Genomic DNA, 17076 nt, shown 5'->3' on the forward strand with positions numbered 1-17076 from the left:
TATCAGCGCCTGCGCGGCAGGGGAAAACCATTCAAGCTCGCAATGGTCGCAACCATTCGAAAGCTCATGACAATCCTCAATGCAATCGCCCGATCACAGGCAGCCCTCTCTCAATGACTCCACGGTTGCTTGACCCGAGGATCCACGTCCCACGGCACGCCGCCGCTTGTGGCATGGATGCCCGGGTCAAGCCCGAGCATGACGGAAAGCAGGGTGGAAGGCGCTTGTCAGCTCACGCCGAGACGAGTTCCAGCCGCCGCGTGATGCCGATCGCCTCCAGGAACGCCTCGTCGTGGCTGACGACGAGGAGTGCGCCGTCATAGGCCCGCAGGCCCGCTTCCACCGCCTCGACGGCCTCGATGTCGAGATGGTTCGTCGGCTCGTCGAGGATGAGCAGCGCCGGCGGGCGGGCGCCGCCGAGCACCGCGGCAAGGCCGGCGCGCAGGAGCTGGCCGCCGCTGAGGCTGCCGGCGATCTGCAGGGCGGCATCCGCCCGGAACATGAAGCGCGCCAGCGCCGCCCGGCAGGCATTCTCGTCCGCATCCGGATTGATCCTCAGGAAATTGTCGCGGATCGACAGCGCCGGATCGAGCAGGCTGACGCGCTGGTCGAGCATGGCGGCCTCGGTGAAGAGCCGCACGCTGCCGGCAAAGGGCGCGAGCCGGCCCGTGACCAGCGAAAGCAGTGTCGTCTTGCCCGCCCCGTTCGGCCCCGTCACCGCCACCCGCTCCGGCCCCGTCATGGCGAAGGAGAGGTCGCGGATCACCGGCCGCTCCGGCGCATAGCCCGCCGTCACCCCCTCCATGCGCAGAACCGTCCTGTTTGCCGGAAGCTGCGTCGACGGCACGGTGACGGTCAGCGGCTGGAGGATTTCGATGCGCTCGCGTGCCGAGGCCACGGCCTCCGCCGCCTGCCCCTGCCGGCTTTCGGCAAGGCGCGCATTGGCTCCGCCCGTCAGCTCCGCGCGCTCCTTCATCCCGCCGAGCACGATGCGCGGAAGGTCGCCGCGCGCCTTCTTGCGCCGCCCGGCGCTGTCCTTGCGCGCCTTGCGCTCGGCAAGCGCCTGCATGGTGCGGGCGATGTCGGCGGCTTCTTTCTCCGCGTCGGCGAGGTCGCGGTGGGCGGCGGCGAGCTCCAGCGCCTTGCGTGCCCGGTAGGCGCTCCAGTTGCCGCCGTAGCGCGTGGCGCCGAGGCTCGTCAGCTCGACGATAGCGTCCATGGTCTCAAGCAGCTCGCGGTCGTGGCTGACGACGACGGCGCCGGCCCGCCAGCCGGCCAGCATATCGATGACGGCGCGCCGTCCCTCCCGGTCGAGATTGTTGGTCGGCTCGTCGAGCAGCAGGAAATCCGGCTCGCCGAAGAGGAGCGCGGCAAGCCCCGCCCGGGTGCGCCGCCCGCCGGAAAGCGCGGCGAGCGGCGTTTCGGGCTCGGCCTCCAGCCCGACGCGGGCGAGCGCCGCGGCAAGGCGCGCCTCCAGCGTCCAATCGGCTTCGGCAAGGGCTGCGGCATCCGCCTCGCCCCGCTCGGCGCGGGCGAGAAGGGAGAGCGCATCGGCAATGCCGAAGAGGCCGGCGATGGTTTCCCGCGGGCCCACCTGCACGCTCTGGCGAAGGACGCCGAGCGTACCGTCCACCGTCACCGAGCCCGCCCGCGGCGACAGTTTGCCCGCGGCAAGCTTCAGCAGCGTCGTCTTGCCGACGCCGTTGCGGCCGACAATGCCGGCGCGTTCGGCGCCGAAGGTCAGGTCGAGATCGGAAAGGAGCGTGCGGCCGTCAGGCGTCGACCAGGTGATTTTGGAAAGCGTGATGGAATGCGGCATGGATACGGTTTTCCCCGATGACAAAACGAAGTCGGTTTGCGGTCGGGTTGAAATCCATGACGTACCATCCGGTCGGTGCTGCGATGGCGCCAATCTAGGGTCCGAACGCCCCTCTTGCAAGGCTGAGGGACGCCGCGCCGTTAATCACAAATGCGGGAGCGCGTTGCATGAGCCCCGCTCTCGCCTATGATAAGGCCCTGTCTTGCCACGCTTGCCGAGGGATAGAGAACATGAGGGGCTGCATCCGCCTCCTGTCCATTGTCGCCGCCGGCGTGCCGCTTTTCCTTTCCGGCGGCGCGATGGCGGGCGTGTGCGAGCGCATCCAGAGGGACATCGCCAACCTGCCGACGGTGATCGTCGATACCGCCAGCGTGCGCAAATATGCCGGCGCCATCACCCGGCAGAACATCCAGCTCCGCAAGGCGAAAAGCGACCAGCGCCGCCTCGGCTGCTCCAGCGGCAGCATCATCGTGATCGGCGGGGCGAATGCCGACGCCTGCGCGACGCTCTCCACCGTCATCGACAGGATGGAGCGCAACCTCGATATCCTCGACAAGAAGCGCCGCGAATTTGCCGGCGGCACCTCCTCGAGGGGCGAGCGCGGGCGCCTTCTCGCGGCGCTGGAGAAGAACGGCTGCAACGACAATGCCGAGGTCATGCCCATCGCCGCGACGGAAACGTTGCGCACGCTCGACGAGACGCGCACCCTGCCGCTCGGCACCGCGCCGGAGGGCAGCGAGCGGCTGCAACTGCGCCGGCTCGGCGGCTCGGGCCACGGCAACCTGCGCACGGTCTGCGTGCGTACGTGCGACGGCGGCTTCTTCCCGATCTCCTCCAACGCCTCGCCGATGGACTTCCGCCGCGACCAGCAGGTCTGCGCCATGATGTGCCCGCAGACGGAAACCGAGCTCTTCTACCAGTCGATGGCCGAAGGGCAGGAGACCGAGCAGATGACGTCCACCGTCACCGGCCGGCCCTATGTCGAGCTGCAGAACGCCTTCTCCTACCGCACGCGCGATCTCTCCAAGCCGGGAAGCTGCGGCTGCAACCTCTCGGCCTACTACCAGGACATGATCAAGCGCGAGAAGGTCGCCAGGGGCGAGACGGACGAGCCGGCGGAAGGCTCCGTCACCGACATCCGCACCCTGCCCAAGGCCACCGTGGCGAAAAAGCCCGTGACGGTCGAGGAGCGCGACTACGACCCGGCAAAGCACAAGGTCCGCACGGTCGGGCCGGTCTTCCTGCCGTCGAGCGAATCCGCCATAGACCTCGGTCGCCCGGCCGATGCCGGCGTCAACTGACGCCCGCCCCCTCCGGCCACCGCTCCTCGAACACCAGCTCTTCCAGCGGCAGGCGCTGGCGCCAGCCTTTCACCGCAAGCTCCGGCTCGGCATAAAGCTTGTCGATATAGCCGACGCAGAGCCAGGCGACGATCTCGACATGCTCGGGAATGGCGAGCGCCTGCCGGATATCGCTGTCGTGGAAGATGCTGACCCAGCCGACACCGACGCCCTCCGCCCGCGCGGCGAGCCACAGGTTCTGCACCGCGCAGACGGTGGAATAGACGTCCATGCGCGGATTGTGCGTGCGCCCGAGCACCACGGTGCCGCCCCGCGTCGGATCGCAGGTCACGCAGATGGAGAGCGGCGCCTTCAGGATACCTTCGAGCTTCAGCGCGCGGTACGCGGCCTGCCGCTCGCCGGCAAACATTTCGGCCGCCTCGGCATTGGCCTTCAGGAAGGCGGCATGCACCGCCCGCCGCGTCGCCTCGCTGCGCACCAGAAGGAAATTCCACGGCTGCATGAAGCCGACGGACGGCGCGCTGTGGGCCGCATGCAGCAGGCGGCCGACGAGATCGTCCGGCAGGGGCTCGGGCAGGAACTGGTCGCGCACGTCGCGGCGCGTTTCGATGGCACGGTAGACGGCCTGCCTCTCCTCGCAAGAAAAGGCGCCCGCCCGGACCAGAGGATCCAGGGGTTCGGTTCGCATCGTCATCTCCCCAACAATGCGTGCAACCTTCCGCCGTCCGCGCGGGTGCGGTCTATCTCGCCAGGCCGGTCTTCTGACTCCGGTTCATCTGGCCGCACCTGCCTTCCCGGTTGAAAAACCAGTGGCAAAAGCCTGAATCGACTCAGGCTTTCAAGGTCCAGCCATCCCCGTCACAGCGTTGGGCACGTTCCGGTCTTGGAGCGCTTCCGCACCGGATTCCCGATTCTCCCGCCGAAGCGGGCACCTGACGGGAAGGATATGCGCACGCCTCCCGCGCCCGATCAAGCCCCCGCGTCAGGCGGCGCGCGCCGCGGCAGCCTCGGCGACCGCCTCGCTGCCGATATCGCCGGCATGGACGGCGCGGTTGCGCCCGCCGTTCTTGGCCGCATAGAGCGCGGCGTCGGCCATCACCATGACGTCGTGGACCGAGCCGCCGTGCTCGGGGAACTGGGCGATGCCGGCGCTGCCGCCGATGAGGAGAAGCTGGCCGTCATAGGCGACGGGCACCTGCGTGTCGCGCACCAGATCCTCCGCGAGCGCCACGAGGTCGGCGCGGTCGTATTCGCCCGCAAGCAGCACGCAGAACTCGTCGCCGCCGAGACGGGCGACCGTGCCGCGCGGACCGATCCTGTCGGAAAAGCGCCGGGCGACGGCCTGCAGCACCGTGTCGCCGGCCGCATGGCCGTGCCGGTCGTTGACGGCCTTGAACTTGTCGAGGTCGAGCGCGAGGATCGCGAAGGGCTTGTCCTCTCCCTTGCGCACGGCGCGCGAAACCTCCTCGTCGAAGCCGCTGCGGTTCTTGAGGCCGGTCAGCGGATCGTGCCGCGCGAGGAAGGCGTTCTTCGCCTCGCTGCGCTGGAGCGCCTTGACGAGGGAGGAGAAGCGCACGGCGACGAAGAGCATGACCGCCGCGAAGGCCACCACGAAGATCGCGATCTGCGGCACCGCCGACTGCCAGACGAAAGAGCCCGGCATGTTCGGGCGCCAGGAAGCGACCATGGGATTGTAGCCGTCGCCGCCGACCGGCGTCATCAGCAGGCCCGGCTCCTCCGTCACGATGGGCGTGAAGCCGAGATCGTGCACGCCGAGGCGGCTTGCCGTGTTCGCCAGCATCTTGCCGGAGACCGGCTTGACGGTAACGAGCAGGATCGGCTCGCGGCGGCTCGCGGGAATGTAGAGGGTCTTCGGAATGACCGCCTGCACCACGACGATGCTCATGACGCGGTCGATGAGACGCATGCCGGTGACATGGATATTCGGCAGCGCCGGTGTCAGGAGATCGGGGTCGCGCCGGGCGCGGGCGACCTGCCAGCCGCCGCGGTCGGGCGAAAGCGCGGCACGGTAGGCCTGTTCGGCCCGGCGCGTCAGGTCGCTCACCCAGTAAAGCTTCTCGCGCGCCTTGCGCTCGGAAACCGCCTTTCCATTGTGCACGCCGAGGATTTTCTCGCCGTCCGGCGAGGTGAAGATCATCCAGGAAAAGCCGAAGTCGGCCCACATCCAGTCGCGGATCTGGTCGCGGATGAAGGCGTGGCCCGGCATACCGTCTTCCAGCTCCTGGAAGGTCTTGTCCCAGAAGGAAATCTGGCTCTGGTACTGGACGACCTGGTCGATCTGGTGGCTGAACTCGTTGCGCACCAGCGTGCGCTCGGTCTCGGCGACGAAGCTGTCGGCCCGTTCGATCGAATATTCCAGCACGAAATAGTTCGCGGCCACGAACAGGCCGACGATCATCACCGCCGCCGCCCGGATCGCCATCCCTAATCTGCGTCGGCGTATCCCACGCCCATCGCCCATGCTGCCCGCCATCTTTCCCTGCCTGTCCCCCGCCGGATTTCCCGGACATCGTTGCGGCAAGACTAGCCGGCAGACGGCAAGATTCGTTTAAGCGGGCTGGTGAGCGAAAGCTTAACGCACCGGCGCGTAGCGCACGAAGGCGAATTCCGTGCCGTCCGGCGACCAGTTCGGCACGTTCATCGTGCCCTGCCCGCCGAAAAGTTCGAAGAGGACGCGCGCATTGCCGCCGTCGACATCCATCAGCCGCAGCCGGACGGTAAGGTCGCGCGGATGGTCGAAGACGTCGCCGTCATAGGAAAGCACCAGCAGGTTCCGGCCGTCCGGCGAAGGATGCGGGAACCAGTCGCCATAGGGGCTGTCGGTGATGCGTGTCACCTCGCCGCCGTCCGGCCGCACCCGCCAGATCTGCATTCGGCCGGTGCGGCTGGAGTTGAAGTAGATCCATTCGCCGTCGGCGGAATAATCCGGCCCGTCGTTGCGTCCTTCCCCGAAGGTAAGCCGCCGCTCCTCGCCGCCCGTGACCGGGATCGTATAGATGTCGAAGAGGTCGCCGCGAATGCCGCAATAGGCGAGCGTCCCGCCGTCCGGCGACCAGCCGTGCCAGTAGGACGGCAGGTTGGGCGTCGCAAGCCGCGGCGTGCCGCCTTCCGACGGCAGCAGGTAGATCGCCGACTTGCCGAACTCCACCTTGTCGCTGATCGCGATCAGCGCACCGTCCGGCGAAATCCCGTGGTCGTTGTTGCAGCGGGTGGCAAAGCCCGTGTCGATCTTCACGGGCCTGCCGCCATCGAGCGGCAGGCGATAGAGCAGCCCGTCGCCATTGACGATGAGGAACGCCCCGTCGCGCGAAAAATTCGGCGCCTCCACCAGCCGCTCCGTCTGCCAGACGACACGGGTCTCGCCGGTCACGATATTGTGGATTTCGACGGAGCTGCGCACGGCGTTTCCCATCTCGCTGCCAATGGCCACCTTCGGCACGGCGCGGCTGCCATCGCCGCCTCCGCAAAACCTGCGGACGATAGCAAAAGGCGGCCTTGCGGCAATCCTGCCGGGCCGCCCTTTGCCTGCAAGGGTTAACGCGCTCCTACCCCCGGTCGCGGAAGCGGTTGGTAATGGGATAGCGGCGGTCGCGGCCGAAGTTCTTCTTGGTGATCTTGACGCCGGGGGCGGACTGGCGGCGCTTGTATTCGGCGATGTAGAGCAGGTGCTCGATGCGGTGGACCGTCGCCTCGTCGTGGCCGCGCGCGACGATCTCGTCGGTGCCCATCTCCTTCTCGACGAGGCATTCGAGGATATCGTCGAGCACCGGATAGGGCGGCAGCGAATCCTGGTCGGTCTGGTTGGGGCGCAGCTCCGCCGAGGGCGCCTTGTCGATGATGTTGGCCGGAATGACCTCGCCGGAAGGCCCGAGCGCGCCCGGCGGCACATGGGCGTTGCGCCAGCGCGAAAGGGCGTAGACCTGCATCTTGTAGAGGTCCTTGATCGGGTTGAAGCCGCCGTTCATGTCGCCGTAGAGCGTGGCGTAGCCGACCGACATCTCCGACTTGTTGCCGGTGGTGACGACCATCGAGCCGAACTTGTTGGAGATCGCCATGAGGATGGTGCCGCGCGCGCGGCTCTGCAGGTTTTCTTCGGTGATCCCCTCTTCCGTGCCCTCGAAGAGCTCGGCGAGCGAGGAGAGGAAGCCCGTCACCGGCGCCTCGATGGGCACGATGTCGTAGCGGCAGCCGAGGGCCTTGGCGCAATCGGCCGCGTCCTTCAGCGAATCCTTCGAGGTGTAGCGGTAGGGCAGCATCACGCAGCGCACGCGTTCCTCGCCGAGCGCATCGACGGCGATGGCCGCGCAGATGGCCGAGTCGATGCCGCCCGAAAGGCCGAGCACCACGTTCTTGAAGCCGTTCTTGTTGACGTAGTCGCGGAAGCCCAGCAGGCAGGCGCGGTAGTCCGCCTCCTCGCTTTCGGGAATGCGCGACATCGGGCCAGCGTCGCACACCCAGCCGCCGCCCTGCCGCTTCCAGGTGGTGAGCGCGATCGCCTCCTCGAACTCGCTCATCTGGAAGGCGAGCGTCTTGTCGGCGTTGAAGGCGAAGCTCGCACCGTCGAAGACCAGTTCGTCCTGCCCGCCGAGCTGGTTGGCATAGACGAGCGGCAGGCCGGTCTCGATGACCTGCCTGAGGGCGACCTGGTGGCGCACGTCCACCTTGCCGCGATAATAGGGCGAGCCGTTCGGCGACAGGAGGATTTCCGCGCCGCTCTCGGCCAGCGTCTCGCACACGCCGAGCTCGCCCCAGATGTCCTCGCAGATCGGGATGCCGAGGCGCACGCCGCGGAAATTCACCGGCCCCGGCATGGCCCCCTGGTCGAAGACGCGCTTCTCGTCGAACTCGCCGTAGTTCGGCAGGTCCACCTTGTCGCGGACGGCGATCACCTTGCCGGCATCGAGCACGGCGACGGCGTTGTAGCGCCCCGTCTCGTCCTGCCGGGGAAAGCCGATGACGACGCCCGGGCCGCCATCCGCCGTATCGGCGGCAAAATCGTCGATCGCCCGGCGGCAGGCCTTCAGGAAGGCCGGCTTCAGCACGAGGTCCTCCGGCGGATAGCCGGAAATGAAGAGTTCCGTCAGGAGCAGGAGGTCGGCGCCCTGCCGGGCGGCATCCTCGCGGGCGGCACGCGCCCTGGCAAGGTTGCCGGCGACGTCGCCGACGGTCGGGTTGAGCTGCGCGACGGCGATGCGCAGGGTCGTCTTTTCAGTCTCGGAAGTCATGTCTGCGGACCCGTCTCCTCATGGTGTCCGATCCTGCGGCCGCACGCGGTTGTCGCATCTCGAACGGTCGACAAGCTCTTTAGAGCATCGGGGACGTTTTGGGAATGAAGCGCGGCGCCGATTACGCATCCTTCGCCTGCAAGTCCTCGTTTTTCAATGCTTCCGGCGCTCATGGCGGCCTCGCAACAGGGGGAACCAATCCACCGCGAGAACGTTGCTGAAACCGTTCATCCCCTGTTCAAGATGACATCCGTATGACAGATACGCGAAACTTTTATGAAATCTGGAGACGGCCTTGGCTATCTTTACATCCGCAGCCGTGGCGATCGAAACCACCGAAGAGCGTGCCGGCAAGGCAGGCTTCCTCACGCGCCATGCCAGGGCGCTCGCCGTGCTGCGCTCGCTTGCCGTCTCCGGGCTCCTCGCCCTTCTCACCGTCACCGCCATCGAGCTCATCACGCGCGGCTCGCTCGCCCAGACCTGGACGTTCCTGACCAATCCGCAGCAGCCGGGCTGGACGACGGTCGGCGTCTTCTTCCTGCTCTTCCTCACCGTCGACGCGCTGATCGGCCGCCAGCACAAGGCCGTGCTGATCGTCTTCCCGCTCGCCGTGCTGATGGGCTTCATCTCGCAGCAGAAGCAGGTCTTCCTGACCGACCCGCTCTATCCGACGGACCTGCTCTTCGGCCGCCAGATCCTCGAACTGATGCCGGTCCTCGTGAAGGACCGGCCGTGGACGGCCGCCGGCCTTGCGGTCGCGCTCGTCTTCGCCGTCGTCGGCCTCGTCAGCCTCCTTGTCTTCGCCTGGCGCCGCTTCCGGCCGCTGACGGGCAAGGAGCGCCTGACGCGCCTCGCCCTTGCGCTGCCGCTTCTCGCCGGCTTCGTCTCGATCATGGACTACAACGACTTCTCCTGGGTCCGCGACCGGCTGAAGGTCTTCCCGATCATGTGGGACCAGGCGGAGAACTACCGCCATAACGGCTTCGTCATGGCGTTCGCGATCAACCTGCCGATGGCCAACGTCAAGGCGCCGGCCGGCTACATGATCGACGCCATCGACAAGATCCCGTCGAAGCCCATGCCCGCCGGCACGACGCACCGCTCCAAGCCGGACGTCATCGTGCTGATGAGCGAGTCCCTGTGGGACCCGACGCGCCTCGACACGGTCAAGCTCTCGGAAGACCCGATGCCGGTGATCCGCAAGAACCGCAGCGGCTCCGTCTTCTCGCCGGAGTTCGGCGGCCTCACCGCCAATATCGAGTTCGAGGCGCTGACGGGCTTCTCCAACGCCTTCCTGCCGACGGGCAGCATTCCCTACCAGCAGTATGTGCGCAAGCCGATCCCCTCGCTCGCCACGTTCTTCCGCGCGGAAGGCTATACGGCGCGCGCCATCCACCCGTTCTCCGGCTGGTTCTGGAACCGCACGAGCGTCTACAAGGCCTTCGGCTTCGAGACCTTCAAGGATGTCGACAAGATGCCGCCTCTGGCAAAGCGCGGCAACTTCACCTCGGACGAGGCGCTGACCAAGGAGATCATCCGCCAGGCGGACAGCCAGGAGGATCCGTTCTTCTTCTTCGCCGTCACGCTGCAGGGCCATGGCCCCTATGACGACGGCCGCTACGCCAGGACCGACATCAAGGTCGACGGCCGGCTCGACGCCCGCGACACGCGCATGCTCGCAAGCTACGCGCAGGGCGTGAAGGAGGCCGACGGCAGCCTGAAGATGCTGATGGACTGGGCGAAGGAACGCGACCGCGAGACGATCATCGTCATCTTCGGCGACCACCTGCCGCCGCTCAACACGGTCTACAAGAACTCCGGCTACATGCAGGGCATCACCGCCTCGCGCAAGGGCACGCCCGAGCAGATGAAGAAGGAACACGAGACCCCGCTCGTCATCTGGTCGAACAAGACCGGCGTCGACAAGGAGATCGGCACGATCAGCCCGGCCTTCCTCTCCTATTACCTCCTCAAGGAGGCGGGCTTCGAGCATCCCTACTACACCGGCTTCCTCGGCGCCGTGCACGACAGGCTCCGCGTCATCGACCGCTACATGCTGATCGACGCCAAGGGCAACGCGACGCCCGACTGGGCCCGCCAGAAGACCGTCGACCCGCTGGTGCGCGACTACCGCTTCCTCCAGCACGACATCATGTTCGGCAAGCAGTACGGCCTTGAACGCTTCTTCGATTCCCATGCGGAACTGATGTCGGCGGGCTACTGATTTTCATCGGAACGGCGCCAGAGTCTGTCCGACTCATTCTGAACCGGACAGACTCCGGGATTGTTTGTTTTCGTTTGCCTTTTCGGGAAAACCGGTTTCCACTTTTCCCTGACAGACTCTAGGCTAACGGTTCTGATTCCCTCCGGAGCCCCGCCATGAGACCCTTCGACGACGCCGCACAGATCCTCTTCGGCAAGTCCGCCGACCAGCTCGACGAGACGGAGCGGGAGGTACTGCTGCATTCCCGCGAGGGACGCATCCTCTCGGAAGACCGCAACGTCGCCTACGAGGCGCGGCAATCGCTCGGCGACCGGGTGGCCGATGCCATCGCCCGGGTCGGCGGATCGTGGACCTTCATCATCGGCTTCCTCCTCTTCCTCGTCGTCTGGACGCTCGCCAACACCGTCCTGCTGTCGCGGGATGCCTTCGACCCCTATCCCTTCATCTTCCTCAACCTCGTGCTCTCCATGCTCGCGGCGCTGCAGGCGCCGATCATCATGATGTCGCAGAACCGGCAGGCCGCCCGCGACCGCTTCGAGGCCTCCAAGGACTACGAGGTCAACCTGAAGGCCGAGATCGAGCTGATCGCGCTGCATCACAAGATCGACACCTATCTCCTCGACGAGATCGCCGCCCTCAAGCTGGAAATCCTGCGCCTGCGCGAGGCGCTGCGGCAGCAGGAATGACACGTCACCACAACCTGAAATACCCATAAATCTCACAAAATCAATCTATAGGAGAAATTAAGATTCGCGGAGCACGATATGCGTGCATCCGCCTTCCGGATGCGGGAATGCCACGTCGCCAGACAATCCCAAGGAGGAGATGTCATGCACGCCCTTACCCGCCTGTCGAAGGATCGCGCCGGCACCTCGGCGCTGGAATTCGCGATCATCGCGCCGCTTTTCTTTCTCACGCTCTTCACGCTGATCGCCTACGGCATCTACCTTTCCGTCACCCATTCCGTGCAGCAGATCGCGGCGGATGCGGCACGCACGGCGGTGGCCGGCCTCAACCCGGCCGAGCGCGTCACGCTGGTCAATCGCTATCTCGACGCCTCGCGCCTCGACTATTCCTTCATCAACCGGGCGAAGATGCATGTCGAGGTCAGCGACGATCCCGGCAATGCCGACCAGTTCACCGTGACGATCACCTACGATTCCAGCGACCTGCCGATCTGGAAGCTCTTCACCTTCGCCCTGCCGCAGGAGAAGATCGAGCGCTATGCCACGGTGCGCGTGGGAGGGCTGTAGGATGCAGCCGCCCCGCCTCCTTGCCGACCGCTCCGGCAATATCGGCACGCTCGCCGCCCTCAGCCTGCCGCTGATGATCTTCTCGCTCGCCCTCGGCGTCGACTACGGCTATTTCACCGTGCAGCGGCGCCAGTTGCAGGCTTCAGTGGACCTTGCCGCCATCGCCGCCGCCTCGAGCGTCGGTGAGGCGGAGAAGTCGGCCGCAGCCTATTTCGCGCTCAACAAGCTGCCCGTCACCGTCACGGGCAGGGACGGGCTCATCATTCCCCCGGCAATCGCGCTCGCAAGGGACGCCATGCCCCTTGCGGCCGCCCAGGTCGAGCGCGGCCGCTACGTCGCCGATCCCGATATCGCACCCGAGGCGCGCTTCAAGCCCGCCGGCGCGGATGCCGACGCCGCGCGCGTCACCCTCAGCCGGCCCGCCGATCTCTTCGTGTCGGCGATGTTCCTGCCGAAGCCGCCGCTCCTTTCCGCGACGGGCACGGCCTCGCGTTCGAAGATCGCCGCCTTCTCGCTCGGCACGCGCCTTGCCAGCCTCAACGACGGCATCCTCAATGCCCTGCTCGGCCAGCTTCTCGGCACGACCCTCTCCCTGAAGGCGATGGATTACCGGGCGCTCGTCGATGCCGATATTTCCGCCCAGCCCTTCCTCAAGGCGGTCGCGACCCGCCTCGACCTGACGGCGGCGACCTACGAGGACGTGCTGAATGCCGGCCTCACCATGCCCGAGCTTCTCGCCGCGATGGGCGCCGTGGACGGGCTTTCCGGCCCCGTGCGTTCGGCGCTGCGCCTCATCGAGCAGGCGACGGCCGGCAGCAAGGTCAAGCTGCCGCTCTCGCGCATCCTCAACCTCGATCCGAAGAAGGGCCTTGCCGTCGCGACCGGCGGCGACTGGGCGATGTCCGTCAATGCGCTGCAGATGATATCCGCCGCCGCGGGGCTCGCCAATAGCGGCAAGCAGGTGGCGCTCGACGCCGGCGCCGCCCTTCCCGGCCTTGCCGGCGTCAGCGTGAAGCTCGCCATCGGCGAGCCGCCGGTCGAAACGCCCGCCCATCGGCTCGGCGCACCCGGCAGCGCCGTGCGCAGCGCCCAGACCCGGCTTGCCGTCGAGGTGAGCATCGACGGCCTTGCCGCCCTTGCGGGCCTGCGCGTTAAACTGCCGCTCTACGTGGAGGTCGCCGCGTCGGAGGCGAAGCTCGCCGACATCCGCTGCCTCGGCGGTACGCCGGAAAATGCCGAGGTGGCGGTGGATACCGTGCCGGGCGTCGCGGAGATCGCGATCGGCAAGGTCGATCCTTCCGTCCTTTCGGATTTTTCCGACGAGCCGCGTGTCGAAAAGGCCCGCATCGTCGATTCCGCGCTGCTTGCCATCAATGCGCTGGCGCATGGCGAGGTGAAGAACCTCGGCAAGACCCGCCTCACCTATTCGCCGACCGAGATCGCCGCGAGGACGACGAAGACCGTATCGACGCGCGACACGCTCACCTCCGCCGTCAAGACCCTGATCGGCGACATGGACGTGGAAGTCGACATCAAGCTCCTGAACCTTGCGCTCAACACCTCGCTGGTCACCAAGGCGCTCGCCTCGACGCTGACGGCCGTGACGCCCGCCATCGACGAGCTTCTCTACAACCTGCTGCTGGTGGCCGGGGTCAGGATCGGCGAGGCCGACGTCACGGTGACGGGCGTGCGCTGCCAGCGGCCCGCCCTCGTGCAATGAGCCTACCGGGCCTGCGGGAATTGCGGCACGCCGTCGTCGATCTCGTAATAGTCGCCCTTGTCCGCGCAGAAGATATGGACGCCGATCTTCAGCCCTGTCGGCCGGTCGAAGGCGCCGGCCATGATCGAGGTATAGTCCGAACCGTCGCCCTTCCAGAACAGCGCCGAGCCGCAGGTGCGGCAGAAGCCGCGGCTGGCCATATCGCTCGCCCTGTACCAGGTGACGTTCTCGCCGCCCTCCACCGTCAGCCGGTCGTCCCCGACATTGGTGGCGGCGTAGTGATGGCCGGTCTGCCGCCGGCACTGGCTGCAATGACAGGCTATAACGTCGCGCAAGGGGCCGACGGTGCGAAAGCGCACCGCCCCGCACAGGCAATGGCCGGTATGTTCCTCGCTCATTCTTCCTCCCGAACGAAAACCGGGCCAGCTTTGCCAGCCGGCCCGGTCCTGTCAATTTCACATTCCTGAATGCTTGCATCAGCTCCGCTAATTTACGGAACCGAAGCGTGAACGAAACGCGATCAGCCGTTCACCACCATGCGCTTTTCATCGCGGCCGCCCTTCATGCGCTCGGCAAGGAGGAAGGCGAGCTCCAGCGCCTGATCCGCATTGAGGCGCGGATCGCAATGGGTGTGGTAGCGGTCGGCAAGGTCGTCGCCGGAAAGCGCGCGGGCGCCGCCCGTGCATTCCGTGACGTCGTTGCCGGTCATCTCGATGTGGATGCCGCCCGGATGCGTGCCTTCCGACCGATGGATCTGGAAGAAGCTCTCGACCTCCGACAGGATCCGCTCGAACGGGCGGGTCTTGTAGTTGTTGAGCGTGATCGTGTTGCCGTGCATCGGGTCACACGACCAGATGACCTTCTTGCCTTCCCGCTCCACGGCGCGGATGAGGCGCGGCAGGTTTTCCGCGACCTTGTCGTGGCCGAAGCGGCAGATCAGCGTCAGGCGGCCGGCCTCGTTGGCCGGGTTCAGCGCGTCGATCAGCTCGATCAGGTTGTCGGGCTGGAGCGACGGGCCGCATTTGAGGCCGAGCGGGTTCTTGATGCCGCGGCAGTATTCGACATGGGCATGATCGAGCTGGCGCGTGCGGTCGCCGATCCAGATCATGTGGCCGGACGTGGCGTACCAGTCGCCCGAGGTGGAATCCACGCGCGTCAGCGCCTGCTCGTAGCCGAGCAGCAGCGCCTCGTGGCTGGTGAAGAAATCCGTCTCGCGCAGGTTCGCGTGGTTCTCCGAGGTGATGCCGATGGCCTTCATGAAGTCCATCGTCTCGGAGATCCGGTCGGCGAGCTTGCGGTAGCGCTCGGCCTGCGGCGAATCCTTGACGAAGCCGAGCATCCACTGGTTGACGTTTTCCAGGTTGGCATAGCCGCCCATGGCGAAGGCGCGAAGCAGGTTCAGCGTCGCGGCCGACTGGCGGTAGGCCATGATCTGGCGCTCCGGATTCGGCACGCGGGCCTCTTCCGTGAACTCGATGCCGTTGATGATGTCGCCGCGGTAGGAGGGCAGCGTCACGTCGCCCTGCTTCTCGAAGCCGGAGGAGCGCGGCTTGGCGAACTGGCCGGCGATGCGGCCGACCTTCACGACGGGCTGCTGGGCGCCGAAGGTCAGCACCACGGCCATCTGCAGGAAGGCGCGGAAGAAGTCGCGGATCGTATCGGCACCGTGTTCGGCGAAGCTCTCGGCGCAGTCGCCGCCCTGAAGCAGGAAGCCCTTGCCTTCGGCGACGTTGGCGAGCGAAGCCTTGAGGCGGCGCGCTTCGCCGGCGAAGACGAGCGGCGGAAACTTCGCGAGGCGCTCTTCGGTCGCCGCCAATGCGGCGAGATCGGGATATTCCGGAACTTGGCTGATGGGCTTGTCCCGCCAGCTGCTCGGCGTCCAATTCTGTGCCATGATACTCACCTGTCCTAAGCGCCTGCCGGAGCCGGAAGACGCCACTCATTTAGAAGATGCGGGCTTATAGACCGTTAGATGGTTCTTGCATAGCCGGCTTTCCAGCCGGCATCGCTCCGTTTGCGCCCTGTGGCCGTCGCGATACGCCTTCGTCTCAGACCCGCTGGCCGCTCCGCACGCGATAGCTCGGCTGGTACATCGTCACCAGCTCCTCCGTCGCCGTCGGGTGCACGGCCATGGTGCGGTCGAAATCGTCCTTGGTGACGCCGGCCTTCAGCGAGACGCCGAGGAGCTGCGCCATCTCGCCCGCCTCGTGGCCGAGGATATGCGCGCCGACGACCTTGCGGTCGCCGGCATTGACGATGAGCTTCATGATCGTCTTCTCCTGCCGGCCGGAGAGCGTCGCCTTCATCGGGCGGAATTCGGCGCGGTAGACTTCGAGGTCGTCGAACTTCTTCGCGGCCTCCTCCTCGCTGAGCCCGACCGTGCCGATCTCGGGCTGGGAAAAGACGGCGGTGGCGATGAGGTCGAGGTCCGGCGAGACGGGATTGCCGCGGAACTCCGTCTCGATGAAGCACATGGCCTCGTGGATCGCGACGGGGGTGAGCTGCACGCGGTCGGTCACGTCGCCGAGCGCGAAGATGCCCGGAACGTTGGTGCGCGAATAGTCGTCCACGACGATGGCGCCCTTCTCGTTCGTCCTGACGCCCGCCGTCTCCAGCCCGAGGCGCGCCGTGTTCGGCACGCGGCCGAGCGCCAGCATCACCTGGTCGACGACGAGCGTTTCGCCCGCCTTGGTCGTCACGGTGCGCCGGCCGCCCTCGCCTTCGGCGACATGGGTGATGATGTCCTCGCAGATGACGCGGATGCCCTTGGCGATCATCGCCGCCTGCAGGCCTGCGCGCATGTCCTGGTCGAAGCGCGAGAGGATCTGCTTGCCGCGGTAGATCAGTGTCGTCTCGACGCCGAGCCCGTGGAAGATGTTGGCGAATTCGACGGCGATATAACCGCCGCCGGAGATCAGGATGGACTTCGGCAGTTCGGCAAGGTCGAAGGCCTCGTTGGAGGTGATGCAGAGATCGTGGCCGGGCAGGTCGAAATGCGGCGTCGGATGGCCGCCGACGGCGATCACGATGCGCTCGGCCGTCACCAGTTCGTCGGTCGCCGTCAGGCGCACCGTGTTCGGCCCGACCAGCACGGCGCGGGTCTGGAGGATCGTCGCGCCGGCATTGTCGAGGCCCTTGCGGTAAAGGCCCTCGAGCCGCGTGATCTCGGCCTCCTTGGCGGCGACCAGCGCCTTCCAGTCGAAGCGCGTCTCGCCGACCGTCCAGCCGAAGCCCGCCGCGTCCTCGAAATGCTCGTGGAACTGGGAGGCGTAGACATAGAGCTTCTTCGGCACGCAGCCGCGGATGACGCAGGTGCCGCCGAAGCGGAATTCCTCGGCAATACCCACCTTCTTGCCCATGCCGGCCGCAAGGCGCGCGCTGCGCACGCCGCCCGAGCCCCCACCGATGACGAAGAGGTCGTAGTCGAATGCCGTCATGTGATGATCTCCTGCGGGCGGGCCTGGACGAAGCGCCCGCGGGCGAATCCGCCTTGGGGCCCGCCGAATATAGGGA

Annotated in this window: 13 protein-coding genes, 1 pseudogene and 1 riboswitch; of the genes and pseudogenes, 6 read left to right on the top strand and 8 right to left on the bottom strand. The window is 66.5% G+C overall.

The window, feature by feature from the left end:
• Positions 1–117, top strand: a pseudogene (locus HNQ66_RS00005) (IS110-like element ISAli16 family transposase); the annotation flags it as partial.
• Between the two features lie 115 nt (positions 118–232).
• Here the strand turns inward: HNQ66_RS00005 and HNQ66_RS00010 are convergent.
• Entirely contained in the window at positions 233–1819 is a 1587-nt protein-coding gene (locus HNQ66_RS00010) for an ABC-F family ATP-binding cassette domain-containing protein (RefSeq protein ID WP_184139574.1), read from the bottom strand.
• Between the two features lie 230 nt (positions 1820–2049).
• On the opposite strand from HNQ66_RS00010, the gene HNQ66_RS00015 reads away from it, so the two are divergent.
• Positions 2050–3120: a DUF2865 domain-containing protein gene (locus HNQ66_RS00015; RefSeq protein WP_184139576.1), complete on the top strand. Its 1071-nt coding sequence runs from the start codon at positions 2050–2052 to the stop codon at positions 3118–3120.
• Here the strand turns inward: HNQ66_RS00015 and bluB are convergent.
• The 4 genes from bluB to HNQ66_RS00035 all read right to left on the bottom strand — a co-directional run bounded on the left by bluB (position 3113) and on the right by HNQ66_RS00035 (position 8366).
• Positions 3113–3808 carry a 5,6-dimethylbenzimidazole synthase gene (gene bluB, locus HNQ66_RS00020; RefSeq protein ID WP_184139578.1) on the bottom strand — a complete coding sequence of 232 codons (696 nt, stop codon included), beginning with the start codon at positions 3806–3808 and terminating at the stop codon, positions 3113–3115. The two genes, HNQ66_RS00015 and bluB, sit on opposite strands and share 8 nt — an antisense overlap.
• Before the next feature lie 46 nt (positions 3809–3854).
• Positions 3855–4071, bottom strand: a riboswitch (cobalamin riboswitch).
• Positions 4072–4102: 31 nt separating this feature from the next.
• Positions 4103–5563 (bottom strand): diguanylate cyclase domain-containing protein, encoded by a 1461-nt coding sequence (locus tag HNQ66_RS00025; RefSeq protein WP_184139587.1) that lies wholly within the window; start codon positions 5561–5563, stop codon positions 4103–4105.
• A gap of 150 nt (positions 5564–5713) precedes the next feature.
• A complete protein-coding gene (locus tag HNQ66_RS00030; protein WP_184139589.1) occupies positions 5714–6541 on the bottom strand; it encodes a TolB-like translocation protein in 828 nt (275 codons plus the stop codon).
• A 145-nt stretch (positions 6542–6686) separates the two neighbouring features.
• Positions 6687–8366, bottom strand: coding sequence for an NAD+ synthase (locus HNQ66_RS00035; RefSeq protein ID WP_184139591.1), 1680 nt, complete (start codon positions 8364–8366; stop codon positions 6687–6689).
• Between the two features lie 295 nt (positions 8367–8661).
• Here HNQ66_RS00035 and HNQ66_RS00040 point away from each other — a divergent pair, with 295 nt between their 5' ends.
• The 4 genes from HNQ66_RS00040 (at position 8662) to HNQ66_RS00055 (ending at position 13563) form a co-directional block, all read left to right on the top strand.
• Positions 8662–10590 carry an LTA synthase family protein gene (locus HNQ66_RS00040; protein ID WP_210308625.1) on the top strand — a complete coding sequence of 643 codons (1929 nt, stop codon included), beginning with the start codon at positions 8662–8664 and terminating at the stop codon, positions 10588–10590.
• 155 nt (positions 10591–10745) lie between these two features.
• The gene (locus HNQ66_RS00045) at positions 10746–11276 is read left to right on the top strand and encodes a DUF1003 domain-containing protein (RefSeq protein WP_184139594.1); all 531 of its coding nucleotides are present in this window, start codon (positions 10746–10748) and stop codon (positions 11274–11276) included.
• A 144-nt stretch (positions 11277–11420) separates the two neighbouring features.
• The gene (locus HNQ66_RS00050; protein ID WP_184139596.1) at positions 11421–11843 is read left to right on the top strand and encodes a TadE/TadG family type IV pilus assembly protein; all 423 of its coding nucleotides are present in this window, start codon (positions 11421–11423) and stop codon (positions 11841–11843) included.
• Position 11844: 1 nt separating this feature from the next.
• Positions 11845–13563 carry a pilus assembly protein TadG-related protein gene (locus HNQ66_RS00055; protein ID WP_184139598.1) on the top strand — a complete coding sequence of 573 codons (1719 nt, stop codon included), beginning with the start codon at positions 11845–11847 and terminating at the stop codon, positions 13561–13563.
• A 2-nt stretch (positions 13564–13565) separates the two neighbouring features.
• On the opposite strand, the gene HNQ66_RS00060 is transcribed toward HNQ66_RS00055, so the two are convergent.
• The 3 genes from HNQ66_RS00060 to gor all read right to left on the bottom strand — a co-directional run bounded on the left by HNQ66_RS00060 (position 13566) and on the right by gor (position 17000).
• A complete protein-coding gene (locus HNQ66_RS00060) occupies positions 13566–13961 on the bottom strand; it encodes a GFA family protein (protein WP_184139600.1) in 396 nt (131 codons plus the stop codon).
• A gap of 122 nt (positions 13962–14083) precedes the next feature.
• On the bottom strand, positions 14084–15457 hold the full coding sequence (locus HNQ66_RS00065; protein WP_184139602.1) for a class II 3-deoxy-7-phosphoheptulonate synthase: 1374 nt from the start codon (positions 15455–15457) through the stop codon (positions 14084–14086).
• A gap of 154 nt (positions 15458–15611) precedes the next feature.
• Positions 15612–17000: a glutathione-disulfide reductase gene (gene gor, locus HNQ66_RS00070; RefSeq protein ID WP_184139604.1), complete on the bottom strand. Its 1389-nt coding sequence runs from the start codon at positions 16998–17000 to the stop codon at positions 15612–15614.
• Positions 17001–17076: the final 76 nt, after the last annotated feature.

It is taken from the genome of Shinella fusca, from assembly GCF_014203155.1.
Taxonomy (GTDB): domain Bacteria; phylum Pseudomonadota; class Alphaproteobacteria; order Rhizobiales; family Rhizobiaceae; genus Shinella; species Shinella fusca.